Here is a 26,127-nt window from a genome sequence, read left to right as displayed (position 1 = left end):
GTGAAGTTCCGGTCGCCGGTCATGCGGCGTCGGCGGCTTCTGGTGGGGAGTTGCCGGGTGCGGCTGCGCCTGGCGGTGCGCCGGTGCGGGCGTGCCTGCCCTTGCGTTTGATGCGCTTGACGTAGAGGCCGTGCTCGTCGGTCTCGGCGCGTTCGAGGAAGGACCGGATCTTGCGGACGTTGGCTGCGGCGATGAGGAACGCTGCGAACAGTTGTTGGGCGACAAGGGTGCGTACGCGTCGTCGGCCTGGGGTGCCGAGCGCTTCCTGCGCCTCGTCCTTGGCGAACCCGTGCATGCCTTCTTGGGATTGACGCAGCCGGTGGTAGATGTCGGTGTGTTCGTCGGTCCCGAAGGGGATCGCTTGGCGGAACTTTGCGCCGTCGGTCGGCTTCATTGTGATGGCTTGGCTCTGGCACACCGATGGCGGTTGCCCGTTGGTGATGGCCTCGATGGGCAGGCTCATCGTGGGTCGGAAGTCGCCGGTTGTGCGGTCCGCGTTCTCGGTCAGCCGCTCTTCAAGGGAGGCGGGCTTGTGTTCGCACTTCACGGTCAGGGAGTGGTTCGCGGCACGGCACCCGAGTCGCTCTCCGATGCCGCGTTCGTCGGCCTTCTGCTTGGTGACCATCTCGAACTTCTTGCGTGCCTGGATGCGCTTGACGAAGGTCGGGTGGTCGATGCGCTTGTCGCGGTAGTCCTTGATAATCGTGCGGAGGTGGTCGCTGATCGCGGGGCAGTAGTAGGTGCCGTCGACGAGGACCATCCCGGAGGCGTGGCTGCCCTGGACGCCGGAGGTGCCCTTGGTGATAGGCAGCAGGATTTTATATCCGGCCTCACGGGCAGGGATCTGGAACGTTGTGGCTTCGGCTTTGGCGTAGAGACCGTCACCCGTGAGGTAACCGGGGGCGAACCCGCGCTGTTGCTCGCTGGCGAGGAGTCGCCGTGCGTTCCCGGCGGGATCAAGTGCAGCACGGTCGGCGGTCATTGAGGTGATGAGCCCTGGGATCCGCTGGCGGTCGCCGGGATGGACTCCGGCGAGGGCGAGCAGGTGCAGGTCCAGAGCCCAGAACCGCTTGGCTTGGTTGCGGCGGAACCGTCCGTTGCGGGTGGTGAAGTCGGGGCTGGTGTCGTAGTCAGAGTGGTCGCCCTCGCGTACGTAGTAGGAGCAGTGAGGCATGGAAGACGCCTCTGGGTCGTCGAGGGTGCGCCCAGTGGCAGGGACTTTCAGCGGGGTTGCGTCGATGCACCTAGAGCCGTCGTCCTGGGCGCGAACCGAGGCCGGAAGCATCATGTAGGCGACGTGGAGGAGTTGGCCGCAGACCCAGTCGAGGTGGGCCTGGAACTGGCGCACCTGGTCGTCGGTGAGACCCCGGTACTGCATGTCGGCCCACATCTGGTTAGCGCGAGTGACGATCTCGTCGGAGGGGTCGATGACGGCGGTCATTTGCTTGAACCGTGCTCCGACGACCTTGGCAGCGGACCTGTTCCACTGGCGGTGCTTGCCAGGGATCGAGGAGCGCGGGGTCTGACCGTCTAGGACGTCGAGTAGGCGGCGCATGTTGGGGGAGAGGCCGTGGAAGAGGATGTTGCTGAACTCGGTGAGCAGCATCGGTTTGGCGTTGTTGGCTGCGAGCCACATCGCGACGAGTAGTGCCTCGATGGTCACTCGGGCGGGAGTACCCTCCTTGGTCTGGCCGGTCTTGTTGAAGGCGGCAGCGTGTTCGACTTTGGCGTTGGCGACGAGGTCGGTCAGGAACGAGTCGATGCCGCTGGCTTTGATGGCGTCGCGGGCGCGCATGACGTCGCGGTCTGAGTAGCGGGTGTACATGCGGCGCGTCTCTTTCGAGAGGGGCTCGCGTGGGTCGTAGCCGTCGAGAGCGGAAGGACCGTTCGGTGTCGCATGGCGCGTCCTGGACGGCAGTAGAGCGGCTTGGTCGGCAACGGTGCCGGTCGCGACGACACGTCGGCTGTTGCGGGCTGTCTTCACCTCCTCTGCGCCCTCAAGGTCCTGTGGCTCAGGCATCAGTCCTCGGCCTGCCCGCCAGGAACCGTGGTCGTCGCGGTCGTCGCGGTCGTCGCGGTCGTCGTGCAGCGCATGCGGGCCGCTGCGTCCTGCGCGTCGAGCGGTGCAGCGAAAGGCAGCAACTTGTCCAGCGCGGAAGCGGTGAGCAGCCCGCCCTGGGTCTTGAGCAACGAGATCGGGGTGCCTGCCTCAAGGTGCCGCAGGAACCAGGTGTTGCGCAGCGACTCGCTGCTGAAGTGGACCGGTGGGAGTGCGGCTTCGTTGAGGAGAACGGCTCGGAGCACGGCGTCCTGGTCGGCCCGGTTCGGTTCAGTGTCTTTCCATGGCGCAGCCAGGTAATGCGACGGTGGCGTTGATTCCACGATCGCCCACAGCCGGTCTTCCCATTGGGCCGAGCAGGTGACGACACGAGCCGGGACGATGGCGCTGCCGGTGCTGGTGGACTCAGCGAGGCTCAGGTGAACGCCATCAGCGTCACGGGTCACGTCCCAGGCGCGGATGCGGTGGAAGTCGCGGCGACGGGTGCCCGTGCCGAGGCCAGTGGCGATGAGCGCTTGAACTCGTTGACGGGTCGTGATCGGGCGGAGCCCCTGCGACCACACCCACAGATCGGCTTCCTGGGTTCGTGTCAGCGGCATCAGGACGTCCGGCTGACCCATGGGCTTGCGGCCTTTGATGACCTCGCGTTGCGAACCCAGCAGCGCGACTGCCAACTTGTCGAACCGCAGCCGGTAGTTGCGGCGGCTGTACTTGCTGAGCGTCGTTGCGCCTTCTGGGCCTTCGAGATAGCGCAGCCGTGTGTTGGCGTTGAGGACGTGTTCGCGGGTCAGCGGCTCGCCCTCGTTGTGAACCCACGTCGCCAACCCGGCTACGCAAGCCAGCGTCTGCTTGACCCATTCCAACGACACCGGCTGCTGGGCAGCAGGAAGAGCGTCACGTGCCGCGTCACGAGCGAACGCGGCACCCTCGGCGCTGACATGCTTACCGCCCTTGAACTTGTTGATCCGCAACATCGCGATCTCGACGGCCTTCTCGGGATTGGCGTCCAGCGGTGCGAACGACCTCATCCGCGCCCACCACCAAGCAGGCAGGACCACGTCGTCGTGGTGCGGGCAGCGACGCGGCTGCTCGCACGTCGTGAGGTGCTCGTTCCAAGCCATCGACGGCCAGTCGAGGACGCGGGGGTCGTCAGGCAGCGAAGCGAGGAGTTCGAGGTCTTCTGCTGTGGCCTGGACGGGTGGGCAGGGGTCGCTTCGGACGATGCGTGGCGTTGACACGGGTACTGCTCCTGGGTGACAACCGGAACCCAGGAACGTCTCGTGTTAGGGCACAGACGCAGCCAGGTCTCGGACAGGGCAGGGGCCGGAGATGGCCCTGCCTCTGTGCACGCGGCTGCGGGAACGCATGACGCCGTCCTACACCACGACGCCGACAGACGTCGAACGCCAGGCGCAGTGCGGAGACATGACGAGGGCATGAGCCGTCGATTCGGAGGAGCCCGCCGAAACCTGTAACCACAGCAACAGAAACAAGCGGTTATCCGCTTGAACGGGTCAAAACAAGCGGATAACCGCTTGTTTTGGGGCTCGGCTGCGTGGCAGGCGGAACGGACCAGCAAACAGCGTCAGACCGCTCCTAGCCTCGGCGCGTGCCAAAGCGGACCCTCCCCGAGCCCCGCTCATGGCTCCACAGGGCACACCAGCCAGAGTTCGGAAGAACCGAACAACCCGGCCCCAACTGGCAGGCCCCGCAAGGCACCTCGGCCACGGCTCTTCGAAACGCAGCCCGAGCCCAACACGAGTTCATGCTCGCCGTCCGCGACGCCATCAGGGCTGACAGGACAACTTCGACCGAGAAGATCGCGCTCGACCTTGACATCTCCGTCGATCAACTCCGACGACTGATGCGCGGCGAGGCACAACTACTCCTGGTCGACATGCACCGGCTCGCCGCGCGCCTCAGCATCGACATCGACACGGCTGTGCGCAGAGATCCGACATGAGGGAGGACGCAAGACGGCCCGGCTGATCCGATATGCCCTCTCGCAGCCCTACGTCGGTCGGTCTGGCGGAGCACGCGGCCCCTTCCCGTGGCGATAGGCAACTCGGCCCTGTTGCCACGCCCGAATCACCGCAATGCCTGTGCGTAGCAATGCCTTTACCTAGGGTGGGAGGCAGGTTGACGTCGTGTATGCCGTATGCCTCGGCAGGTACGGGAATGAAGTCCGACTGCCGATGTCGACCGGGCACCCCAACACATCTTCCCTACAGGACCGGCTTTGACCTTCGCAGACCTTGTCGCCACCTACGGGCAAGAAGCCCGCCAGCGCCTATCCGGAACGGGACAGGCAGAAGCCAGCCTCGTCACTCCCATCACCAACCTCATCGAGGAAGCCGGTCGAGCCCTCAACCTCACCGTCACCGCCCATAACGAAGTCGCAGAACTTGAAGGCTCGGTCCGTCCCGACTTCGGCGTAGTCGTCAACGGCGCACTCATCGGTCACATCGAACTCAAAGCCCCCGGCGTCAGCCTGGATCCCAACACTTACGGCGCAACGACACACAACGCCCGCCAATGGCAACGGCTCAAAGAACTTCCGAACCTGCTGCACACCAATGGGACCGAGTTCCGGCTCTGGCGATACGGCGAACTCGTAGACATGCCCGTCATCGTCCACACCGGTGATCTCGCGAACCACACAGGCACGCTCACAGCGCCGGGTCGGCTCGAACTCGTCATCAACATCTTCTTGCAGTGGCAGCCAGTCCCCATCACTTCCGTCGCCAAACTCGTCGACACCCTGGCTCCGCTCGCACGTTTGCTACGCGAGGAAGTCGCCGACGCAGTCAAAGCCGAACGTCGCGCGATCCGTAGCGGAGCGGACGCCAGCACCATGCCCTTCACCGGCATCGCAAAGGACTGGCGCAGGCTGCTCTTCCCGCAGGCGAAGGACGACGAGTTCGCTGACGGCTTCTCGCAGACCGTCGTGTTTGCTCTGCTCCTCGCGCTCAGCGAGGGCATCGAGATCGAGAACGGCAGCATCTTCGACGTCGCCCGCGCCCTAGAGAACAACCACACCGTCATGGGTCGCGCGCTCAACCTGCTCACCGAGCACGTCGCCGGAACTCCGACCTGGTCGGCGATCGAGATCATCATCCGGGTCCTATCCGCAACGGACTGGACCCGTCTCGAACGTCGAGGCGAATCGCTCTACCTCCACCTCTACGAAGACTTCCTGGCTCGCTATGACCCCGAGAAACGAAAGAAGTCAGGGTCCTACTACACCCCCGTAGAAGTCGTCGACTCCATGGTCCGACTCACCGACATCGCGTTGAAGGACTACCTCGGCAAAGCCGAAGGGCTCCGCAACCCGAACGTCTCCATCATTGACCCGGCCATGGGCACCGGCACGTACCCGCTGTCCATCCTGCGCCACGTCGCCTCATCAGCAAGCACCCAGTACGGGCCAGGAGCCGCATCCGAAGCCGTCAGCAGTGCCGTCCAACGGCTCTACGGCATCGAACTGCAGTCGGGGCCCTACTCCGTCGCAGAACTCCGTGTCAGCGCAGCCATCAACGAAGCGGGCGCGAGCCATCCGCGCGACGGCCTGAACCTCTACGTCGCAGACACCCTCGAAGACCCGTTCGTTGCCTCCGACGACGACCTCCCCTTCACCGCACAACTCATCGCCCGCCAGAGGCAACAGGCCAACCGCATGAAGCGCGAACGCAACATCCAAGTCTGCATCGGAAACCCGCCCTATAAGGACCACGCCGGTGGTGCCGGGGGCTGGGTCGAAAACGGCACGGACCCCGTCACCGGCGACCACCCCCTCGACGCGTTCAAACTCGACGGAAACGGCGGACACGAGCGACACCTATCGAACCTCTATGCCTATTTCTGGCGCTGGGCGACCTGGAAAGTGTTCGAGTCGACCAACACCCCCGACGTCACCGACGGCGGCAACGGAATCGTCAACTTCATCACCGCAGCCGGATACCTCGCCGGTCCCGGATTCAGAGGAATGCGGGAGTACCTCCGCCGGACCTGCTCGCACGGCTGGATCATCAACATCACCCCCGAAGGCAAGCAACCCCCACCAGCCAACGCAGTCTTCGCCATCGAGACCCCCGTGGTCATCGGAATCTTCCTTCGTCGCGAAGGCACCGACCCCAACACCCCCGCCGACATCAAGTACATCGACCTCCACGGCACCCGCCAGAACAAGTTCGACCAACTGGCTTCACTAACCTTCGACGACAACCGGTGGGTGTCAACCCGCGACGGATGGACCGCCCCACTCACCCCAGCACCGAACGACGACTGGGACACCTACCCCGCCGCCGACGACCTACTGCCATGGCGACGCAACGGCATCATGGCCGGACGAGGCTGGATCTACGCCCCTGACCCGACCGTCCTCGAAGAGCGATTGCGGGACCTCGTCAACGAAACCAACCCCGAGACCAAGGCAGCCAAGTTCGTCGAACAGCGCGACGCAACCTTGACCAAGGTCAAGGCACCGCTGGGAGGACCGGGCACTGAACAGAACTCGACAACACCGTTCAACTCGATCCCCATGCTCACCGAAGCACACACAGTCAGGTGCGGATACCGGTTCCTCGACAGGCAGTGGGTCGTAGCGGACTCACGACTGATCAACCAGCCGTCACCGACGCTGTGGGAAGGTCGCATCCCAGGCCAAGTATTCGCTGTCGAACTGCATTCAGAGCACCCCAGGCAGGGACCCGGACTCGTCTACTCCAGCCTCATCCCCGACGTGCATCACTTCCGAGGCAGCGGCGGCGGACGAACCCTTCCGCTGCTCCACCCCGACGGAACCCCCAACACCGCTCCCGGCCTGCATTCCGCGCTCACCCGGCATCTCTCAACGCCCGTAACCGGAAGCGACATCTTCGACTACGCCGCAGGAATCGCCGGACACACCGGATACCTGGCCCAATTCGACGAGCAACTCCGCACACCGGGCATCCGCATCCCGATCACCACAGACCCCACCCTTTGGAACAAGGCACGAATCCTCGGACGTCACATCCAATGGCTACACACCTACGGCGAAGCCGGGTCCCACCCCGACCGATACACCGACGTGCGCGACCCCGCCCTCGGCCCACACCCCGTCTACGCCACCTCCGTCGGCAACGCGATGCCCGACGCATGGCGCTACGACCCCACCACGAGCACCCTGCACCTCGGCGCAGGCACCTGGACGGGCCTCCTGCCCGAGGCAGCCGAGTACACGGTCGGAGGTGCGCGAATCCTCGACTCCTGGCTCGACTTCAGGCTCGCCAAGCCCAAGAAGAAGTACCGGTCACCTCTCGACCACATCAACGCAACCCAATGGCCCAACGACTGGTCGCATGAACTGAGCAACCTGCTCGCCATCCTCAACCAAATCGTCGTCGTCGAAGAAGACATGGCGCAGTGCCTGGCCGAGGTCCTAGCGGGCCCGTTGCTAACCCGCGACGAACTCGAAGACGACGACGTCCAGTGGCCCATCAGCGACAGCGATCCACTGCACAACCCGCGCCAAAGCATGAGCGGCACCTTGCTCGCCGACACGGCACCCGAATTGCCACAGGCATGAGCCCCGCACGCAACCGAAACAAAGACCGTCCTGCCCCCGCAACGTCTGGCCCACCCAGCCCAGGTTCGGTCTACCAAGCCCACCGAGACATCATGATCGGCGGCGACGCGCACGACGCCAAACGTCGTGTAGTTGCCATCAAGTCGCCGCCAGGACCGCCGGACTACTGGATCACTCTGGGTCGCACCACGACTGACCACAAACCCGGAGACCTAGCGAGTCCGGTGCAACTGGACTGCTCCTTCGACAAGCCGGGTTGGCTTTCGATGCGGTTCAAGCACACCATCGAGACCCAGCACCTGGGGAACCCGGCCCGGTGCCCCTACCAAGGCGAATTGTCGGAGGAGAGTCGTATAAAGGTGTTGGCCTACTACGACGAATACTCATGAGAACGAACCGGCGCTTACGATGAGCGACTCGCTTCCCGAAGGACTGCCACACATGACCACCCTCAGCCTCTCCGAGGCCCCCGCCACGCTGCCTGCCGAAGCACAGCAGCGGTGGGTCCAGGACGACGCCGCCGACCTCAAAGTCGGGGACCTCTGGCTGCTCTCATGGAACCGCGACGCACTAGCCATGGTCGTCATCACCAAGGTCATCGACGACTACATCCTGGCTTGCCCGGTGACCCTGCCAACCGACCCAGCCTTCGCCCCAGCGGTGGTCCACGAGGTCACTCCACTCGGGCTGCCGCTCACGATCTGGCCCGGCATCGAAACCGGACTCGGCAAGCACCTACTCCGCCGCAACCTCGGCAGCCTCCTGTCCGAGACCACCGTGCGGCTCCTGCGCCGATACGCCGAAGACGGTGAAGAGTCGCCGCTGCCGGTAGCGGACGGCAACTACAACGACGACGGCAACCCCGAACACCTCCGAGGACTCCTCGCTTACATGCAGGGCCTTTGCTTCCACGAGTGGCCCACCGACGCGCCCCAAGACGCCGTCATCTCCGCCGACGTCATCGCGCAGCAAGGGGCAGGCATCCCCTTCATGACGAACACCCTCGGCGTCGACGTCCCGCGCGCCCGCGCTCTGCTCCGCCAAGAAGCGATCCCCACCGACGCTGAGATTGCAGGGCTCGCATCAGCGTGGAACCTCGAACCCAGCGCACTCCTATCGGCATCGCGAGATGACGCCTCTCAGACCCTGATCGAGCCCGAGTTCAAACCGCTCCTCGACCAGGTCATGGCAGCCAAGGGCATCGACGAACGAGCAGCACGTCGCCGCTCGCAGCAGGAGTACGCCCTGGCGGCTCGCGCTGCACAGCCCAACGACCGCATCGCGCGCATGCGAGCAGCCATCGAACGTGTCCTGCGTGCCAGCGATGGCACTGCCTGAGGTACGCAGCCACCACGACTGGCTGCGTCCCGGCCACGTCGACGCAGTCGTCCAGCACCTACGCGACTTCGCAGAGCACCACGAGGGAGTCAACCTCCAAGCCCTCGCTGCCGACCCCTACGGGACTCTTGAACAGCACCCCACACTGACCATCGAGCACTCCGACGAAACCACCGACGGATGCGCCGTCTACGGCCACTACAGGCCCTCGCCGCCGACGATCCACATCGTCCGCGCAAGCACCTACGGACGCGACCACTTCACCCTGCTCCACGAGTACGCCCACCACCTCCAACAGAACGACCCAGCCTGGGCCGACATCGAATGGCGCATCGAACCTGACGCTCTCCGGCTTCGCGTCACCGAAGCCATCGCCAACGCCTTCGCCTCCACCGCGCTCATCCCCGACGCAGCCCTCGACGGCATCAGCGCCGTGCCCACCGCACGCCAAATGGCCGAACTGCATCAATCCGTCCGGGCATCGCGCCAAGCCTCCATCGTCCGCGTCACCAGCGCCGCAGGGCACGCAGCCATCGGCACGTTCAACCGAGACGACTTCTTCGTCAGCCTCGCAGCCCAGGACGGCACCGTCGTATTCAGCCAGATGGTCGGAGACAACCTCTTCCAGCCCCCACGCGACAGCCACCAACCCGACATCGAGCAACTGTTCGCCGACGCACTCGCAGCCAACGGCAACGCCACCCGAGTTACCTCGCACGGGATCGCCTACACCAGCGGGTCAGCCCGAAACGACGTTCGACTCGATCTCCACATCGCCCACGACGGCGGCTACGCCTTCGTCGTAGGCACCCCGGAACACCGCTACGGCACCCAGCAGTGGACCAAACAGACACGAGACTGCCCCGCCCCGGCCTGCGGCATCGAGTACGAGATCAAGGCCGACCTAGACCGTTGCCCCACCTGCAACGCGTCGAAGTGCCCAGACTGCTCGGCCTGCGACTGCGAACCGGATCAGCCGACCACATGCGGGCGCTGCTTCACGGCGCTCAGCGCCGTCGAACAACGAGCCGGTCGCACCGAACACGAAGAATGCTGGTAGGGCTCGGGACCGCTCCGCACTCGGCCGCTCGCTAGTGAAGTTGCGACAGTGTCGGTGGCGCTCTCTAGCCTCGACGTACCTGCAGCGAGAGGCGAAGTGCGATGCAACATCTTTATAAGGACCTCGGCAACCTCAAGAAGGGGTCCACCGTCGTCGTCACACTCAAGAACCAAGCCAACGTGCAATTGATGAGCCGTAGCGACTACAGCAACTACAAGGCTGGACGGCGGTACCGCTACCACGGAGGCAAAGTCACCCGATCTCCGCACTCCATCTCCGTGCCGTCTACGGGTCACTGGGTGGTCGCCATCGACCTTGGCGGCTTGGGCGGTCGCATCTCAGCCAGCGTCGCGGTTCAGCCACCGCCGCGTGGGTTCCTTCCCGAGGCGCGAGAGACCCGCCGGAACCCGGCGTCCGACGTGTCACTGCGCGACGAGCCCGCCGAACCCGCCGGTGACGTACTCGGTGGACAGACCTGGGATGTGTTCATCAGTCACGCCAGCGAAGACAAAGCCGCAGTTGCACGACCCCTTCGCGAGGCACTCAAAGCGCGCGGAGTGAGCGTGTGGCTCGATGAAGCCGAGATGCGGATTGGGCACAGCCTCCGCCGCAAGATCGACGAAGGCATCCGATCCAGCCGCTTCGGCATCGTCGTCCTATCCGAGCCCTTCTTCAAGAAAGGATGGACGAACCACGAACTCGACGGCCTCGTCACGCGGACAGTCGCAGGACAGCAATCACTATTGCCGATCTGGCACGACCTGACAGCCGACCAGGTGTCGTCCTACAGCCCCTCATTGGCAGACAAGGTCGCAATGAGCACCGGCCAGTACAGCATCGACGAGATCGCGGACCAGATCGCCGACGTCGTCAACGGAGATGCTTGACCAGGCACCGGACCCAGCCCCGTTCCCCGCCCGTTCAGCAAGCCAGTCCAATCCGTCGCCTGCCGGTGGCTAGGAGCAACTAGCCCAGGAACGCGTGAGGGTAAGCCGAGACCGCGACCTCAGCCACCACCCGTACTACCCGACCCCGAGGGCTCATCACCGAGGTGATCGGCCCGAGCGAGCCCGGACGATGAGCGTTCACGTCGACCTGCGGATCCTCCATGTCCACCTCGTAGACATACAGCGCGTCGCCGCCGTGTCGGATACCTCTGCGATAGGCCCAGTCGAGCGCTTCGTCCTGTACGACCGTCGCAAAGCACATGGTCCTGTCGTCCTCTTCGCCCGGCATCGTGCTGACGACGTCCGTCAGGAGGAGATCTCCTGGCTCGTACCTTTTGCGACTGCCGTGCAGGTACGGACCCGCAGGCACGTCGTCACGTGACCACTCACGGTCGGGATCAAAGGCCACGACTTCAGTTTGCACGCGGAGTGGGTGAGACCAACCGGGGGATCCGTGAGGCCCCACCGGGGATCCCACATCATGGACAGCCGTCGGTGCAGGTCAGAGACTTTAGTGTCCGGCCCGCCAGTTGTGACCGTTTGGAACCCTGGGCATGCGGGCGCATGCTCAGGGTTTTCGACGTTCTCGAGGTGGTTCGGCGGTCGAGAACTGCGTCGAGCGCCTTGGTGAGGGACCCGCGTGTCTGCGTCGGTGGTCCTTGGCCTCGTCACCGTTGCTGTCACGCATCGTCTGATCCGGGCGTCCGACCGAGGGTGACCATCATCAACGCAGCCGCAGTCATCACGGCGGCGCAGGCGACGACGACCGCCCAGGTTCCCTCGTCGGTCGTTCGCACCGGCACCGGGAGTGCAACGTCAAGAGCCTGAACTGCCACCCCGACCACGTAGCCGGCGATGGCAGCGGAGGATCCTGCTCGCCTGCTGACGAACACGGTGACGACAGCTGCTACTGATCCAAAGATCAACACGTTGCAGAGTGCGGTAGTCGGGACTGAGGCATCCAATCCGGGGCGAGCAGCCCGGAGGAACGTAGGGAGCAGCCCGACGAGCACGATGCATCCGGGTACCCACGACGCGGCGACCATCCGCACGCCTGGCCGTGAGTGCACACGTTCCCAGGACCACATCTGTGGGTGTCCGACGGCGGGGATGCAGCAGGCCCCCAAGGTCACCACGAGTTCGATGACGGACACAGGACGCGGTTCGAGGCCCTCCGAGGCACGAAACAGGTAAGCGCGTTCGCCGCTTGCGATGCTCAAGAACGCCACCAACGTCACCCATGTGCCCATCTTGAGCGGCGAGCGGGTTCTGATGCTTGCTAGGACGAGGCTCACGTCAGAAGGGTCGACCCGCACAGTGGCTGATCGCCCCGATCTGTCGTGCGACCAGCGCACGAGCATCGGGTTCGCTCTTCGATGTGAGGATCTCGAACTCCTCGCGGGCTCCGGTCGTGTTCAAGAACTCGTCCGTGTTCTGACCTACTTCAGACAGGAGCCATGCGGCGGCAGCGCTGCTGACGTCCATCGCCTGCTGGTCCATCGGCCCCGTGATGCCGCATACCTGAGCTCCAGTGATCTGAGCGGCCAGGTCGAACTGCGCTGCGGCAACCCACCCACCATCCCGGCCCTGGATCTGCAGCAGGTCAGCGGTTCCGGACCCTGGTGGTGCAGCCGACCTGACTGTTGCGTCCACGACGGTCGACCTCGGCCAGATGGTGGGACCGGCGACTCGCTTGAGATCCGATACCGACGCTGTCAGCCGGTCCAGGAGATCCACACGCGCCGGGTGTACGCAGACTGCTGACCCATCGCTGGCTTCAGCGCAGACCGCAGGGGCTCCGTCTGCTGTCACTCGCGGACCTGAGTACCCATTGGACAGGTAGAGGACCACGACGAACGGCGCAAGGGTCGCGGTGACGGACAAGGCGGCGGGAGCCCGGTTCTGTCCCGATCGCATCTTCAACCACAACCCGGCTGCGATGACGAGAGCGATGGTTGTCCCGCCGAAGAAGATGATGCGAATCACCGAGACCCGGACCGGCACTGCCAGACCGGCGAGGACGTCGAAGTCGAAGATGGGACTCAGCAGGCCTGTGGAGAAGAACAGCATCGAGTACGCCAACCCGATGGCCAGTGGCGTGCCGAGGTATCCGGGTGCCAGGCATCCGATGAGGTAACCCGCCGCAACGTAGGCGATCAGCGTGGCGAGACCACTGAGGATCACCACGATGCTTGGCCCGCCGTAGTCGCTTCGGGAGGCTGCAACGACCGTCACGGGTGCGAGCCCCACCGAGAACCCCAGGCACGAGCAGCAGGCCAGGTATGCGACGTTGGCCCGTGCCAGTGGCAGACCCCGTCGTACGGAGCCTGGCGGCACATGGGCGTACGACGGGTTCGCGACGGCGACCGCGGACCATGCCGCAATTGCGCACGCGAGAATCCCGGTGGTCGTCAACGACTGCCGGTACTCCGCTGCGATGGCGACGGAGTCGACGTAGGCCCAGTGAAGGAGCCCGTGGGAGTGGACGAGCGCGGTCATGGCTGACCCGACGGTCATGATGAGTCCGATCCGGACTCGATTGGGCGGGAACGCCGAGATCACGGTCGAGGCTTCCCGTCCGTGAGCGAGCGGTACGCCGCCTCCAGGGTCGACTCACCTGCGTGCTGGTGTTGCGCACCGTGCGCGACCATCGCGTCCTTGGTGTCGTTGAAGATGATCTTGCCGCCATCGATGATCACGACCTGATCGGCCATCACGTGAACGTCTTCGAGCAAGTGGGTCGACACCACGACGCACGTGTTCTCCGCAATTCCGGTGAGGTATTCGCGAAGTCGATATCGCTGAGTGGGATCAAGGCCCACGGTGGGCTCGTCGAGCAGGAGTATCGGAGGCCGATGAGCGATGGCGCACGCGATCCCGAGCCGTTGTCGTTGACCGCCCGACAAGGTCTTGACCTTCGCGTGTGCCTTGTCGGTGAGCCCCACCCGCTCCAGCGCGTCCACCGACGCTTGACGTGCCTGCCGGGGACTGCGGCCCTGGCACCATGCGGCGTACTGGACCGTCTCGTGGCAACACATGGCTGAGGCCAGGTCGAACCGTTGAGGCAGGTACCCGACATCGGTCGGGCGGATCTGAGCGCGCTGGCCACCCTCGACAACCTCGATCCGACCGTCGTGGGTCTTGATCCCCACGATGGAGCTCATGAGCGTCGTCTTTCCAGCACCATTGGGACCTAGGAGGGCGCAGACGCCGGGAGTGACAGAGAACGTGACGGAATCCAGAGCGCGGACCTGCCCGTAGCGTGCTGAGACGTTCTCGACCTCGATACGACGCAGAGCGGGTCCTCCGGGTCGCTCTTGCGCCTTCACGACAGGGGGCGCTGACGTGGGGCGCGGAGAAGCGTCACTGCTAGCAGTCGTCGTTCGCCGAGATGTTGGCCCGTGAACCTGAGGTGTGTCCTGCGTCGCCGCTCACCTCGACGTAGTAGTCGTGGGTCCCGGCAAGGCAGTCACCTTCTGCGGTCAGTGTGACGTTCTTGTACGTGCCCGACTTGTAGCCGATCGAGGGGTCGGGCGAGAAGGGCCGGTCCCAACGAAGGTCGATCTTGATCTGCTTGTTGTTGGTGCAGCCGCTTCGGCCACCGCTGCCACGAACCACGGTGTAGGCAGCGTTGGCGTAGGGCTTGTTCGCAAAGATCCCGCAACCGGCGGCATCAGCGGGCGCTTGGAGAGCGATCACCGCAGGCACCGCCACTGCGGCAGGAGCAAGAAGAGTGAGAACGAACGTCGCGTTCAGCTTCACGAAAGGACACCCCTCGGGTGGACGTGCTGACTGGAAGGTTGCGGTCGACGCGTCGTCGGTTCCCGGCTGGACCACCCGGTCGCGTGGCGCAATCCTCACCCGACCATTGTCACCCGGTCAAGGAACTTGACTGTGTGACTCGCCATCGCCGGCAAGCAAAGGCAAGCAGTCGATACGCGCCAGGAAACGTGTGGTGCGCTCGACGGTTCCGACGACGACCCACGCGGTCAGGGGCTGTGTGCGTCCCGCCCCCACCCCGGGTGCCGACGCAGAAGCTCGGCGTACGCCGTCTCGACCTCGACCGGTACGTCGACGTGCGCGAGGAAGCCACGGCCGCGGGGGCCGTAGCCGGTCTCGTCGTCGCGCAGCCGGGGGACCTCGCCGACGACGAGCTCGGTCCAGCGCCGCGCTGGCCACGTGTCGCGGCCGTCGGGACCGGGGCGGTTGACCGGGCGCGCCTGTGGCCAGACCAGGCGGAAGACCGCGTCCATCCGACGCTGCATGGTGGGGTCCTGCACCAGGGCGACGGTGCGGGGGTGCAGCCCGAGCGTGGTGCTGAGGTCACGGGCGAGGGTGACGTTGTTGCCGCAGTTGGTCGACTCGCGCTCGAGGACGACGTCGGTGATGCCGTGCTCACGCTGCAGGTGGCGCGCGATCAGGTCGGCCTCCAGCGCGTCCGCGGGGCCGCCGACCAGCCGCCGGAGGACGTCGGTGGTGTGGCCCTGCCCGCCGACGAGCATCAGGGTGCCGACGCGTCCGGCCGTGACCGAGGCTGCGGCCCGGTCCCACGCGGCGGGCAGGGAACCGCCGAAGAGCAGCATCAGGTCGACGTGGTCGGGCTCGGGGTCCTCCAGCGCGAGCCACGACGCGACGGTGTCGAGGAGCCCCACGTCGTCCTCGTCGTACGCCGGGCTCGCCACAGCATGAGGCTAGCCACCCGCGCGGCCGGTCGGTCCTCCAACCACCGACCGACCGCCGGGTGGCTGCCGGGTGACCCAGGTCCGGGGCGGCCGATCCCCCATGAACCGGCCGACCCGAGATACCTGCTCAACGACGAGCCGCCGCACAGGTCACGGCCTGTGACGCACGACACCCGCCCGGGCCGCGCCGGGGTGCCTGCGAGGATGGCGCCATGACCTGGTTCGCCTCCCCGGCCGACGCCTCCACCCGGCTCCACGACGTCGGCTACCTGGCCGATCCGGCGACCAGCACGACCTCCTTCCTCGCCGGCGCGCTCGAGAAGCCGCTGCTGGTCGAGGGTCCGGCCGGCGTCGGCAAGACCGAGCTCGCCAAGGCCGTGGCCCGCGCGACGGGGGCCGACCTGGTGCGGCTGCAGTGCTACGAGGGCCTCGACGAGGCCCGGGCGCTCTACGAGTGGAACTACAAGAAGCAGCTGCTGCGCATCCAGGCCTCGCACACCCAGTCGGGTGGCGACGAGACGTGGGACCAGACCCACGACGACATCTTCACCGAGGAGTTCCTGCTCACCAGGCCGCTGCTCACCGCGATCCGTCGCGAGGAGCCGACCGTGCTGCTGATCGACGAGGTCGACAAGACCGACATCGAGGTCGAGGGCCTGCTCCTCGAGGTGCTCTCCGACTTCCAGGTCACGATCCCCGAGCTCGGCACCGTCTCCGCCGTACGCCGCCCCTTCGTGGTGCTGACCAGCAACGCCAGCCGGGAGCTCTCCGAAGCCGTCAAGCGACGGTGCCTCTACCTCCACCTCGACTACCCCGACGCCGAGCGCGAGCGCGAGATCGTCGCCTCGCAGGTGCCGGGCCTCGACGATCAGGTGACCCGTCAGCTCGTCGCGACCATCGCCCGGCTGCGCGAGCTGGAGCTCAAGAAGGCCCCCTCGATCGCCGAGTCGGTCGACTGGGCGCGCACCCTGGTGGCCCTCGAGATCGGCGACCTCGACGACACGGCGATCGCCGACACCCTCGGCGTCATCCTCAAGCACCGCTCCGACCACGACCGTGCGGTCAAGGAGCTCAAGCTGGTCCGACGATGAACCGGTCGGGGTTGGTCGACCGACACATCGCCTTCCTGGAGGCGCTGCGCGGGGCCGGCCTGCCGGTCTCGCTGGCCGAGGACCTCGACGCCGTCGCCGCCCTGACCGCCCTGGACTGGGTCGAGCGCTCCCACGTCAAGGAGGCGTACGCCGCCACGCTCGTCAAGCGACAGGCCCAGCGCCCCACGTTCGAGGCACTGTTCGACCTCTACTTCCCCCGACTCGTGGGAGGCGGCGGGTCCTCGCTGGGCCCGGACGCAGCGGCCGACCCGGCCGACGAGACGGACCCAGCCGACGTCTCGCCCGTGCGCGACAACGCCGCCGCCCTCGAGGCGTTCCGCGAGGAGCTCGCCGCCGCGCTCGAGACCGGCGACGACCGCCGCCTCCAGGCTCTCGCGGCCGAGATGGTCGGCCGCTTCGGGGCCATGCCCGGCCGCGGTCCCGGGCTGTCGTCGTGGTCGGCGTACACCGCGATGCAGCGGGTGGCGCCGTCCGAGCTCGTCGACCGCATCGTCGCCGCGCTCCTCGGCCAGGGCCTGACCAGGGAGGAGGCCGAGCGGGGCGCGGGCCGCCGGATCGGCGCGTTCACCCAGCAGGTCGAGGCCGATGCACGCCGGCGGATCGCGGAGGAGAAGGGCGCCGCGCACGTCGCCAACGTCGCCCTGCGCCCGAGCATCGACCGGCTCGACTTCACCGCGGCCCGACGCGCCGACCTCGAGGAGATGCGCCGCGAGATCTATCCGCTCGCCCGTCGCCTGGCCACCCGGCTGACCAAGGAGCAGCACGCACGCCGCCGCGGCCCGCTCGACTTCCGCCGTACGGTCCGGGCCTCGATGTCGACCGGTGGGGTCCCGCTCACCACCCACCACCGGCCCAAGCGTCCGCACCGCACCGAGCTGGTCGTGCTCTGCGACGTCAGCGGCTCGGTCGCCAACTTCGCCCAGTTCACGCTGCTGCTGGTCTTCGCGCTGCGCGACCAGTTCCAGAAGGTCCGCGCGTTCACCTTCATCGACCACGTCCACGAGGTCACCCACCACTTCACCCCCGGCGCCGACGTGGTCGACGTGATGGCCGACCTGGCCGCCTCGACGGCGCACGCCGCCCTGTGGGGACGCACCAACTACGGACGCGCGCTGACCAAGTTCGTCGAGGAGCACCCCGACGCGGTGGGCCCCAAGACCTCGCTGCTCATCCTCGGCGACGCGCGCTCCAACTACGCCGACCTCCACGAGGACGTGCTCGCCGACCTGGCCGGCACCGCCCGCCACACCTGGTGGCTCAATCCCGAGCACCGACGCCACTGGGGCACCGGCGACTCCGCCACCGCGACGTACGGCGACCTCGTCGACATGGTCGAGTGCCGCAACCTCACCCAGCTCGCCGAGTTCGTGCACGACCTGGCGCTCTGAGGCGGGCGGACCCGGGGTTGTTACTGACCGTTCGGACTTCTTCCCTGCGCTTCAAAGCGCATGCCAGAAGTCCCAACGGTCAGTAACAAGCCAGCGGCCCCTCAGCCCTCGAGGTACCCCAGCTCGACCAGCCGCCCGATCTCCTGCACCAGCGCGGGGTGCGTGGCGGCGTCGGCGGCGCGGCCGCCCTCGATGAAGCCGTCGCGCCCGGCGTCGTAGACGACCGTGATGCGGTTGTCGGCACCCGAGCCGATCAGCGAGCCCAGCAGGGCGATGGGGTCGGAACGCTCCTCGAGCGAGAGGACGCGGGTCGTCTCGGGGATGCGCGGCACGTGGGCCGAGGGAGCCCCGGCGGTCACCACCTGGTCGATCGTGAAGCGTGGCGACGGGGCAGCCGCGGCCACCTCCGCGGCGGTGACCCCGCCCAGGCCCGAGCCGACCAGCAGCACGCGCGCGTCGTCGTCACCGGCGACCGCCGTCTCGATGCTGCGGACGACGTGGGCGGCGTACGTCGACTGGTCGCCGCCGACCAGCCGCAGCCGGCGGGAGCCGCCGTCGGGGCCGGGGAGGTAGACGAGGTAGCGCCCCGCGGCCACCCGGCGTACGACGACGCTGGAGTGGGCGTCGGCCAGTGCGGTCATCAGGTCGGTGAGGTTGCGGGGGCGGGTGGGGGCGTCGCTCGCGTCGGGGGCGGGCTGGGCGACCGCCGCCTCGACCACGCCGCCCGCGACGTCGCGCAGCGCGGCGTCGTAGCGGGTGCCGAACGGCGCCACGCCGATCGCCCGCAGCCCCGCCTGCCCGGCGAGCCGGCCCTGGTCGCCGGAGAGCACCCCGGCGGTCAGCAGCGAGCGCATCCGCAGGCCGTCGAGCAGCCCACCGCCGCCACTGGTGACGTGTTCCATCAGCTCGGGGTTGGAGCCGGCGAGCTCGTCGAGGTAGGCAGCGACCCCGTCTCGGTCGAGGGCGTCGGTCTCGATCAGGCCGGCCGACACGATCGCGCCGCCCAGGGCCACCTCGGGTGCGAGGTAGCCGATCGCGCGACCCGCGATCGAGCCGAGCGTCTTGTACGCCGCCGACTGCAGCTCGTCGATCCAGCGGTAGGTCAGCACCGTCGCGCGGAGCACGAGGGCGTCGGCGTCGAGCTCGATCGAGCGGGTGAGCAGGCCGTTCTTGCCGGTGGTGGCCGCGCGGACGTCGTCCTCGGCCCGGGCCCAGGTCGCCGGTGACAGCGGCTCGGACTCGGTGAACGCCGGGTCGGCCAGGACGTCGGTGCCGAGCATCGCCCGCTGCCGCATCTGCTCGCCGGCCTCGTCGAACAGCGCGGCCAGGCGCATCATCCGGTCGTACTTGTCGGCCAGGTCGGCGGCCTCCGACGCGGTCTGCGGCGTGGGCCGTGCCTCGGCCGCGGCGGCCGCGACGACCGACGCCTGGGTCGGGTCGGCGGGCTCGGACCCGGTGGGCTCGGACCCGTCGGGCTCGGACCCGGTGCGCTCGATCACGACGCCACCTCCGACAGCACCGGCGCCAGGTCGGCGGCCAGGTCGCCGGGCTCGACGGCGCGCAGCTCGACCCGGGTGGTGCCGGCGGCGGCGCCCTCGTGGTGGGGACGCAGGGTGCGCCACCCGTCGGCCAGCAGCACCCACGACCGCACCCCGACCACGGTGGTCTGGCGGCGGGAGACGTCGGCGACCAGGACCCGCAGTCGGCCCTGGGCCTCGGTGCCCAGCGCCTGTAGGAGCCCCGGCACCTCGGCGGCGGGCACGGGGCGGCCGTCCTCGTCGCGTACGGCGCCCTCGTGCTGCGCGGCGAGCACGGCCAGCAGGTCGCTGCGTCCGCCCTCGGCGGCCTCGACGGCGGCGTCGGCCAGCTCGTAGGGGAGGTCGACGAACGCCGGGACCATCGACTCACGTCGCGCGAGGTCCTCGGGGAGCACACCGACCCGGGCCAGCTCGGCCGGCCAGGCCGAGGTGGGGAACCACGCGAGCTCGAAGACGATGCCGTCGCTGGTCGCGAGGGTCGCGACGGCGTCACCGCTGGCGCGGTGCCACGCCTTGACCTGCACGCCCTCGACGACGACGTCGACCTCCACGGCGTACGTCGGGGTGGCCAGCAGGCCGACCGCGCCGGCCAGGCCGTCGTCGAGCGTGTCGTCGACGAGCAGGCCGCGCCGGGCCAGCGAGGTGGCGGGGTCGTGGAGCGAGGCGATGGCGGCCACGTAGGCCTGGTCCTCGGTGGTGCCGCGACTGGCGCCGAGCCGGCTCTCGAGCGCGGGTGCCTCACCGGGCGTGGCGACGTCGAAGGGCAGCGGTGCCCCGCCGGACAGCTCGGCGACCAGCTGGAGCTCGGGCAGCGTGAGCGCGACCCGGCGGGGGAGTGCGTCGAGCAGCGACGACGGCGGGGGTGTCGGCGTGCTCAGGTCGATCGTCGTCACGGGGTGATCCTCACAGTCCGGGGAGCTCGACGGCGAGCCAGTCGCGATGGCCGCTGGCCGGCGGCTCGAACGCCGCGAGCGTCACGTCGTCGGGGTCGGGCTCGACGGGCAGCCCGGGCTCCGACTCCCGGCGGCGGCGTACGTCGGCCAGGCGGGTGCGCGCCTCGGCGACCAGGTCGGTGGCCCGGCGCTCGATGTCGGCGATCGCCTCCTGCTGGGTCTCGGTCGCGAGCAGGTGCCTCTCGAGGGCGTCGGCCGCCGTCTCGTGCTGGGTGGCCGCGCGGCGCAGGTGGGTGGCCCGCTCGGTGACCCGCACCCGCATCGAGTCGGCGGCCCGGCCCGACCACCCGGTCGACTCGGTACGGCCGACCAGCTGGTCGGCGAGCCCCCGGATGTCGATCGCCTGCTCGCGGAGCTGGTCGACGCGGCGCCGCAGGACCTCGGTGTCGCCGTACATGTTCGTCCTTCCGCCGCAGATCGAGGGCTGTGTTCCCCGTCGGGCCGACTCGAAACCCCTGACCGGACCCTCTGGCGGTGCTCAGCCTGCCAGCACCGGGGCCAGTCGTCCGAGGGCCGTGGCGATATCGGTGCCCGGTCCGGCGAACGAGAACCGCACGTAGCGACCGCCGTCGACGGTGTCGAAGTCGACGCCGGTGGCCAGGGCGACGCCGGTGCGGTCGAGCAGGTCGTGCGCGAACGCCATCGAGTCGGTCGTGAGGTGGCCGACGTCGGCGTAGGCGTAGAACGCGCCGTCGGCCGGGGCCAGCCCGGTGATGCCGAGCCGGGCGAGCCCGTCGAGCAGCAGCCGCCGGTTGCCGGCGTAGCGCGTCACGTGGCCGTCGAGCTCGGCGTACGCCGCCTCGCTGAACGCCGCCAGGCAGGCCCGCTGCGCCAGCACCGGCGGGCAGATCGTGAAGTTGCCGGTCAGCACGTCGACCGCACGCCGCAACCGGTCGGGCACCAGCATCCAGCCGATCCGCCAACCGGTCATCGAGAAGTACTTCGAGAACGAGCAGAACACGACGGCCTCACGGCTGGTCTCCCACGCCGAGCGGGCCAGCCGGTGCTCGGTGTCGGCGTACTCGATGCCGTGGTAGATCTCGTCGCTGATCAGCTGCACCCCGCTCTCCTCGCAGTACGTCGCCAGCGCGGCCAGCTCCGAGGGCAGCAGCATGGTGCCGGTCGGGTTGGCGGGCGAGGCCACGACCAGGCCCTTCAGGTCAGGGATCGCCGCGACCTGCTCGACGGTCGGCTGGAACCGCGTCTCGGGCCCCGTCGCGATCTCGATCACCTCGCACCCCAGCGCCGCGAGCACATTGCGATAGCAGGGGTAGCCCGGCCGCGCGATCGCGACGCGGTCGCCTGCCTCGAACGCCGCCAGGAACGCCAGCAGGAACCCCCCGCTGCTCCCCGTCGTCACCACGACCTCGTCGGGATCGACCTCCACCCCGTGCGTACGCCGGTGGTGTCCGGCGATCGCCTCGCGCAGCTCACGGAGTCCGGTCGCCGGTGTGTAGCCCAGCGGGTCGCCGCTCTGCAGCAGCCGGATCGCCTCGTCGTTGACCGCCCGCGGTGCTCCCGTGCTGGGCTGTCCGGCCAACAGGTTGACCAGGTCGCCGTGCGAGCGCTCCCGCTCGGCGGCCTTGGCCAGCAGGTCCATGACGTGGAACGGCGGGACGTTGGCCCGCTGGGCGACCTGGAGCCGGTTCACCCGGACGAGACTACTGACGTCGGTCGAGGTGCGAGGGCCGCCAGGCCCGAGCCTCGAGACCCCCGCGGCCGGCGCGTCCGACTCGGCCCGGGCAGCATGCTGCGGTGGCCTCGAGGCTCGTCGCCGGGGCTCCTCGCACCTCGGCCGACGGGTGCGTCAGACCGTCCGCGACGCCGCGTGCCGCCCAGCCCTCCGACCGAAGAACGACCCCTCGCCCAGCTGGGTGCCGGAGCAGTAGCCCTTGCCGTCCTGGGCGATGTTGGAGGCGCATGCGCCGGCGGCGTACAGGCCGGGGACGACCGTGCCGTCCGGCCGCAGCGCCTCGCCGTCGACGGAGACCCGGATCCCGCCGAGCGTGAAGCCGGCGTAGACGGCCTTGCCGAGGGTGAGGTCGAAGACCGCCCAGGGGCCCACGGACTGGGGGGCGAGCCAGTCGGGGGACTTGTGGAAGTCGACGTCGTCCCGGGCCTCGGCGAGCTCGTTGTAGCGCTCGAGCGACTTCTGCACCGAGCCCGCGGGGAGCGTCAGGGCGGTCTCGAGCTCCTCGACGGACTCGTAGCCGTCGATGAGCGGGACCAGCGGGAACTTGGGGTACTCGACGTGCTCGCTGTCGACGATGAGGTAGGCCGCGTGGTCCTCCTGCTCCATCACGAACTGCGAGGTGCGCGAGTGGTAGCCGTCCTCGGCGCAGAACCGCTCGCCCTGCTTGTTGACGATGAACCCGAACATCAGCGTCGAGGGCGGGTAGAACGGCGCCGTGATGAACGGCTCGTCCATGTGCTTGAGCTCGGCGCCGACCGAGGCGCCGAGGCGGATGCCGAGCCCGTCGTCGTACGTCGAGCCGAGGGTGAACGGCTTCTCGGCCAGGGCCGGGGTGTGGGCGGCGACCATGTCGGGGTTCATCACGAAGCCGCCGGCGGCGATCACGACGGCGGGGGCGCGGACGAAGCCGGTCTCGTCGAAGCTCCGCCACGCCAGCCCGACCACGTCACCGGTGTCGGCCGCCGAGTCGCCCACGACGAGGTGGGTGGCACCGGTCTCGTAGCGCACCTCGACGCCGGCCTCCTCGACCCGCGCGCGCAGCAGGTCCATCACCAGCCGGGTGCCCTCGGTGTCGCCGGGGACCGGCACCTTGTGTCCGCGAGGGGCCGGCTGGGCGAGCGTCTTGTAGGGCCAGACCTTCTCGTTGCCGGTGAACATCAGGCCCTGGGTGCCGGGCTGGATGACGGCCTTCTCGGGGTAGTAGGAGCGCTCGAACTCGAAGCCGAGGGCCTCGAGCCAGTCGAAGTGCTCGACCGAGCCCTCGCAGTAGGCGCGGATCTTGTCGTGCTCGGGCTCCTTGGAGACCGCGACGAGGTAGTCGTACATCGCCTCGACGGAGTCGTCGTGACCGGTGGCCTGCTGCACCGCCGTACCGCCGCCGAGGTAGAAGTGACCGCCCGACAGGGTCGAGGTGCCGCCATGGACGGCGGCCCTCTCGAGCAGCAGCACCCGGGCGCCCGATCGCGCCGCCTCGAGGGCCGCGCAGCCGCCGGCGATCCCGAAGCCCACGACGACGACGTCGTACGACGGGGCGTCGGCGGGGACGGACGAGGCGGGGATGGTGTCGGGGACGTCGGTGCCGGTGCTCACGTCCCCGATTCTAGAACAGGTTCTAGTCTGCGGTGTCCTACCGTTCGCGGGTGCACTTCTCCGAGTACCAGATGCGGCTGGCGGCCTACGCGCTGATCGTCGACACCGACCCGAGCCACGACGACGGCTCCGGCGACCGGATCCTGCTCTCCTGGTGGAACGGGGAGGGCGTCGGCACCCCCGGCTGGAGCCTGCCGGGCGGCGGCGTCGAGTTCGAGGAGCAGCCCGCCGAGGGCGTCGTGCGCGAGGTCAAGGAGGAGACGGGCTACGACATCGCCGTCGGGGACCCGATCACCGTGCACACCTGGAGCAACCCCCACGGTCGCCCGGACCGGCCGTTGCCGTTCAAGGCCGTCCGCGTGCTGTACGACGCCACGGTCACCGGCGGCGAGCTCGGCACCCTCGAGGTCGGCGGGTCCACCGACCGCGCGGCCTGGGTGCTGATCGACCGGATCGACGACGAGCCGGGCGAGACCACCGAGATCGTCCGGATCGCGATCTCGGCCCACCGTTCGCGGTCGAGAACGGCCCCGTCGGACCGATAGGCTGGGGCACTGCCACCCAGCGAGAGGTGACCGTGTCCTTCGATGTCCATCAGCTCGACCTGTTCGTGCTGGTGGGGTCGGCAGTCACCCTGGCGGCGATCCTCGCCGTCCGCGTCTCGAGCCGCGCCGGCCTGCCCAGCTTGCTGATCTACCTGCTGATGGGTGTCGTGCTCGGCGAGTCCGGGGTGGGCATCGACTTCGAGAACGCCGAGGCCGCGCACGCCCTGGGGTTCGCGGCGCTCGCGGTCATCCTCACCGAGGGTGGTCTGACCACCAGCTGGCGCGAGGCCAAGCCGTCGATGCGGCTGGGCCTGTCCCTGGCGACCGTCGGCGTGGCCGTCTCGGTCGGTGTCGTCGCCGTCGGGTCCCACTACCTGCTGGGCCTGCCGTGGGAGCTCGCGGTCCTGCTCGGCGCGGTCTGCTCGCCGACCGACGCCGCCGCGGTGTTCTCCGTGCTGCGGGTCGTCCCGCTCCCGCAGCGCCTGGTCGGGTCGCTGGAGGCCGAGTCGGGTCTCAACGACGCCCCGACGGTCGTGCTGGTCTCGCTGATCTCGACCGGCGCGGTCGCCGAGAGCGGGGTCCTCGGCATGGTCGGCATCATCGTCTTCGAGCTCGTCCTCGGTGTCGCGATCGGGCTGGTGGTCGGCTTCGGTGGCGCGTGGATCATGCGCCGGGTCGCGCTGCCGTCGTCCGGCCTCTATCCGCTGGCCGTGATCAGCCTGGCCTTCCTGGCCTACGGCTCGACCGTCGGACTGCACGGCAGCGGCTTCGCGGCGATCTACGTCGCCGCCCTCGTGCTCGGCAACTCCGACCTGCCGCACCGCCAGACCACGAGGTCCTTCGCCGAGGGCATCGCCTGGCTCGCCCAGATCGGCCTGTTCGTGATGCTCGGGCTGCTGCTGTCGCCCGGCCGGATCACCCTCGGGATCGTCGGTACGGCGCTGCTCGCCGGACTGCTGCTGACCCTGATCGCCCGGCCGCTGTCGGTGCTGGTCAGCACCGTCGTGCAGCCCATGCCCTGGCGGGAGCTGTCGTTCCTGTCGTGGGCGGGCCTGCGCGGGGCCGTCCCCATCGTGCTGACGATGATCCCGCTCAGCCAGGGGGTCGACGACGCCGAGCGACTCTTCGACATCGTCTTCGTGATGGTGGTCGTCTACACACTGATCACCGCACCGTCGCTGCCGCTGGTGGCCCGGCTCCTGCGGGTGACCCGCCGCTCGGAGCCCCGCGACCTCGACCTCGAGGCCGCACCTCTAGAGCGGGTGCAGGCCGACCTGCTGCAGATCACGATCAGCCCGGTGTCGCGGCTGCACGGCGTCGAGGTCGGCGAGCTGCGCCTGCCCAAGGGCGCGTCGGTGTCGTTGGTGATCCGCGACGGCGAGACGCTCGTCCCCGAGCGACGTACGGTCCTGCGGCACGGCGACGACCTGCTGGTCGTCACCCCGCGCAAGGCGCGCGAGCGGACCGAGGAGCGGCTGCGGCAGGTCAGCGCCAAGGGCCGCCTGGCCCAGTGGCTCCCCGACTAGTCCCGATGGTCGCCTCTGGCCGGCCCGCGCCTCGCTGGCCGCCTCTGCCTGGCACGGCTGCCGCTGGTCTGGGTGGCGGCCGCTGAGCCGCAGGGTCCGGCCGACGGCTCCGTGCGCTCTGTGGTCG

General features: G+C 68.3%; 23 protein-coding genes. 10 read left to right on the top strand and 13 right to left on the bottom strand.

Annotated features, from left to right (window positions below; translation table 11 throughout):
• Positions 1 to 19: 19 nt before the first annotated feature.
• Together FJQ56_RS08465 and FJQ56_RS08460 are read right to left on the bottom strand one after the other, a co-directional pair.
• Positions 20 to 1,825, bottom strand: a complete 1,806-nt coding sequence (locus tag FJQ56_RS08465) for a hypothetical protein (protein ID WP_140008891.1) — start codon at positions 1,823 to 1,825, stop codon at positions 20 to 22.
• Between the two features lie 194 nt (positions 1,826 to 2,019).
• Complete coding sequence (locus tag FJQ56_RS08460; protein WP_140008888.1) at positions 2,020 to 3,297, bottom strand: hypothetical protein; 1,278 nt, start codon at positions 3,295 to 3,297, stop codon at positions 2,020 to 2,022.
• Positions 3,298 to 3,824: 527 nt separating this feature from the next.
• On the opposite strand from FJQ56_RS08460, the gene FJQ56_RS08455 reads away from it, so the two are divergent.
• The 6 genes from FJQ56_RS08455 (at position 3,825) to FJQ56_RS08430 (ending at position 10,913) form a co-directional block, all read left to right on the top strand.
• Positions 3,825 to 4,022: a hypothetical protein gene (locus FJQ56_RS08455; protein WP_140008886.1), complete on the top strand. Its 198-nt coding sequence runs from the start codon at positions 3,825 to 3,827 to the stop codon at positions 4,020 to 4,022.
• A 276-nt stretch (positions 4,023 to 4,298) separates the two neighbouring features.
• Positions 4,299 to 7,628 carry a type ISP restriction/modification enzyme gene (locus FJQ56_RS08450; RefSeq protein ID WP_140008884.1) on the top strand — a complete coding sequence of 1,110 codons (3,330 nt, stop codon included), beginning with the start codon at positions 4,299 to 4,301 and terminating at the stop codon, positions 7,626 to 7,628.
• A gap of 92 nt (positions 7,629 to 7,720) precedes the next feature.
• Positions 7,721 to 8,017, top strand: a complete 297-nt coding sequence (locus FJQ56_RS08445; protein ID WP_140008882.1) for a hypothetical protein — start codon at positions 7,721 to 7,723, stop codon at positions 8,015 to 8,017.
• 52 nt (positions 8,018 to 8,069) lie between these two features.
• On the top strand, positions 8,070 to 8,966 hold the full coding sequence (locus tag FJQ56_RS08440) for a hypothetical protein (protein WP_140008880.1): 897 nt from the start codon (positions 8,070 to 8,072) through the stop codon (positions 8,964 to 8,966).
• The gene (locus tag FJQ56_RS08435) at positions 8,953 to 10,026 is read left to right on the top strand and encodes an ImmA/IrrE family metallo-endopeptidase (RefSeq protein ID WP_140008878.1); all 1,074 of its coding nucleotides are present in this window, start codon (positions 8,953 to 8,955) and stop codon (positions 10,024 to 10,026) included. Before FJQ56_RS08440 ends, FJQ56_RS08435 begins: the two co-directional genes overlap by 14 nt.
• 101 nt (positions 10,027 to 10,127) lie before the next feature.
• A complete protein-coding gene (locus FJQ56_RS08430; RefSeq protein ID WP_140008876.1) occupies positions 10,128 to 10,913 on the top strand; it encodes a DUF1883 domain-containing protein in 786 nt (261 codons plus the stop codon).
• A gap of 79 nt (positions 10,914 to 10,992) precedes the next feature.
• On the opposite strand, the gene FJQ56_RS08425 is transcribed toward FJQ56_RS08430, so the two are convergent.
• From FJQ56_RS08425 to FJQ56_RS08400, 6 genes are all read right to left on the bottom strand, one after another.
• Positions 10,993 to 11,382 (bottom strand): hypothetical protein, encoded by a 390-nt coding sequence (locus FJQ56_RS08425; RefSeq protein ID WP_140008874.1) that lies wholly within the window; start codon positions 11,380 to 11,382, stop codon positions 10,993 to 10,995.
• 271 nt (positions 11,383 to 11,653) lie between these two features.
• Positions 11,654 to 12,268: a hypothetical protein gene (locus FJQ56_RS08420; protein ID WP_140008872.1), complete on the bottom strand. Its 615-nt coding sequence runs from the start codon at positions 12,266 to 12,268 to the stop codon at positions 11,654 to 11,656.
• Between the two features lies 1 nt (position 12,269).
• On the bottom strand, positions 12,270 to 13,472 hold the full coding sequence (locus tag FJQ56_RS08415; RefSeq protein WP_140008870.1) for a hypothetical protein: 1,203 nt from the start codon (positions 13,470 to 13,472) through the stop codon (positions 12,270 to 12,272).
• Between the two features lie 59 nt (positions 13,473 to 13,531).
• Positions 13,532 to 14,302: an ABC transporter ATP-binding protein gene (locus FJQ56_RS08410; RefSeq protein ID WP_140008868.1), complete on the bottom strand. Its 771-nt coding sequence runs from the start codon at positions 14,300 to 14,302 to the stop codon at positions 13,532 to 13,534.
• 40 nt (positions 14,303 to 14,342) lie between these two features.
• The gene (locus tag FJQ56_RS08405) at positions 14,343 to 14,735 is read right to left on the bottom strand and encodes a hypothetical protein (RefSeq protein WP_140008866.1); all 393 of its coding nucleotides are present in this window, start codon (positions 14,733 to 14,735) and stop codon (positions 14,343 to 14,345) included.
• Positions 14,736 to 14,962: 227 nt separating this feature from the next.
• Positions 14,963 to 15,655 (bottom strand): ElyC/SanA/YdcF family protein, encoded by a 693-nt coding sequence (locus tag FJQ56_RS08400; RefSeq protein WP_140008864.1) that lies wholly within the window; start codon positions 15,653 to 15,655, stop codon positions 14,963 to 14,965.
• A gap of 212 nt (positions 15,656 to 15,867) precedes the next feature.
• On the opposite strand from FJQ56_RS08400, the gene FJQ56_RS08395 reads away from it, so the two are divergent.
• Both FJQ56_RS08395 and FJQ56_RS08390 read left to right on the top strand, forming a co-directional pair.
• Positions 15,868 to 16,746 (top strand): AAA family ATPase, encoded by an 879-nt coding sequence (locus FJQ56_RS08395; protein ID WP_140008862.1) that lies wholly within the window; start codon positions 15,868 to 15,870, stop codon positions 16,744 to 16,746.
• Entirely contained in the window at positions 16,743 to 18,155 is a 1,413-nt protein-coding gene (locus FJQ56_RS08390; protein ID WP_140008860.1) for a vWA domain-containing protein, read from the top strand. Before FJQ56_RS08395 ends, FJQ56_RS08390 begins: the two co-directional genes overlap by 4 nt.
• A 101-nt stretch (positions 18,156 to 18,256) precedes the next feature.
• On the opposite strand, the gene FJQ56_RS08385 is transcribed toward FJQ56_RS08390, so the two are convergent.
• The 5 genes from FJQ56_RS08385 to FJQ56_RS08365 form a co-directional block, all read right to left on the bottom strand.
• Positions 18,257 to 19,654, bottom strand: a complete 1,398-nt coding sequence (locus FJQ56_RS08385) for a hypothetical protein (RefSeq protein WP_140008858.1) — start codon at positions 19,652 to 19,654, stop codon at positions 18,257 to 18,259.
• Positions 19,651 to 20,586, bottom strand: coding sequence for a hypothetical protein (locus FJQ56_RS22120; protein ID WP_170215319.1), 936 nt, complete (start codon positions 20,584 to 20,586; stop codon positions 19,651 to 19,653). The genes FJQ56_RS08385 and FJQ56_RS22120 overlap by 4 nt, the downstream gene beginning before the upstream one ends.
• A 10-nt stretch (positions 20,587 to 20,596) precedes the next feature.
• Positions 20,597 to 21,043: a hypothetical protein gene (locus FJQ56_RS08375; RefSeq protein WP_140008856.1), complete on the bottom strand. Its 447-nt coding sequence runs from the start codon at positions 21,041 to 21,043 to the stop codon at positions 20,597 to 20,599.
• An 81-nt stretch (positions 21,044 to 21,124) separates the two neighbouring features.
• Positions 21,125 to 22,297, bottom strand: a complete 1,173-nt coding sequence (locus tag FJQ56_RS08370) for a pyridoxal phosphate-dependent aminotransferase (RefSeq protein ID WP_246084042.1) — start codon at positions 22,295 to 22,297, stop codon at positions 21,125 to 21,127.
• 156 nt (positions 22,298 to 22,453) lie between these two features.
• The gene (locus FJQ56_RS08365; RefSeq protein WP_140008854.1) at positions 22,454 to 23,929 is read right to left on the bottom strand and encodes an FAD-binding protein; all 1,476 of its coding nucleotides are present in this window, start codon (positions 23,927 to 23,929) and stop codon (positions 22,454 to 22,456) included.
• A 50-nt stretch (positions 23,930 to 23,979) separates the two neighbouring features.
• Here FJQ56_RS08365 and FJQ56_RS08360 point away from each other — a divergent pair, with 50 nt between their 5' ends.
• Both FJQ56_RS08360 and FJQ56_RS08355 read left to right on the top strand, forming a co-directional pair.
• Entirely contained in the window at positions 23,980 to 24,474 is a 495-nt protein-coding gene (locus FJQ56_RS08360; protein WP_140008852.1) for an NUDIX hydrolase, read from the top strand.
• A 32-nt stretch (positions 24,475 to 24,506) separates the two neighbouring features.
• The gene (locus tag FJQ56_RS08355; protein ID WP_140008850.1) at positions 24,507 to 26,000 is read left to right on the top strand and encodes a potassium/proton antiporter; all 1,494 of its coding nucleotides are present in this window, start codon (positions 24,507 to 24,509) and stop codon (positions 25,998 to 26,000) included.
• Positions 26,001 to 26,127: the final 127 nt, after the last annotated feature.

This window comes from Nocardioides plantarum, from assembly GCF_006346395.1.
Classification (GTDB): domain Bacteria; phylum Actinomycetota; class Actinomycetes; order Propionibacteriales; family Nocardioidaceae; genus Nocardioides; species Nocardioides plantarum.
This window is presented reverse-complemented; position numbering and strand designations above follow the sequence as displayed.

Excerpts from the sequence above, each read along its gene's own strand:
- FJQ56_RS08465 (WP_140008891.1), bottom strand. The coding sequence starts at position 1,825 with ATGTACACCCGCTACTCAGACCGCGACGTCATGCGCGCCCGCGACGCC.
- FJQ56_RS08455 (WP_140008886.1), top strand. The coding sequence starts at position 3,825 with ATGCTCGCCGTCCGCGACGCCATCAGGGCTGACAGGACAACTTCGACC.
- FJQ56_RS08445 (WP_140008882.1), top strand. The coding sequence starts at position 7,721 with ATGATCGGCGGCGACGCGCACGACGCCAAACGTCGTGTAGTTGCCATC.
- FJQ56_RS08440 (WP_140008880.1), top strand. The coding sequence starts at position 8,070 with ATGACCACCCTCAGCCTCTCCGAGGCCCCCGCCACGCTGCCTGCCGAA.
- FJQ56_RS08435 (WP_140008878.1), top strand. The coding sequence starts at position 8,953 with ATGGCACTGCCTGAGGTACGCAGCCACCACGACTGGCTGCGTCCCGGC.
- FJQ56_RS08430 (WP_140008876.1), top strand. The coding sequence starts at position 10,128 with ATGCAACATCTTTATAAGGACCTCGGCAACCTCAAGAAGGGGTCCACC.
- FJQ56_RS08415 (WP_140008870.1), bottom strand. The coding sequence starts at position 13,472 with ATGACCGCGCTCGTCCACTCCCACGGGCTCCTTCACTGGGCCTACGTC.
- FJQ56_RS08395 (WP_140008862.1), top strand. The coding sequence starts at position 15,868 with ATGACCTGGTTCGCCTCCCCGGCCGACGCCTCCACCCGGCTCCACGAC.
- FJQ56_RS08390 (WP_140008860.1), top strand. The coding sequence starts at position 16,743 with ATGAACCGGTCGGGGTTGGTCGACCGACACATCGCCTTCCTGGAGGCG.
- FJQ56_RS08375 (WP_140008856.1), bottom strand. The coding sequence starts at position 21,043 with ATGTACGGCGACACCGAGGTCCTGCGGCGCCGCGTCGACCAGCTCCGC.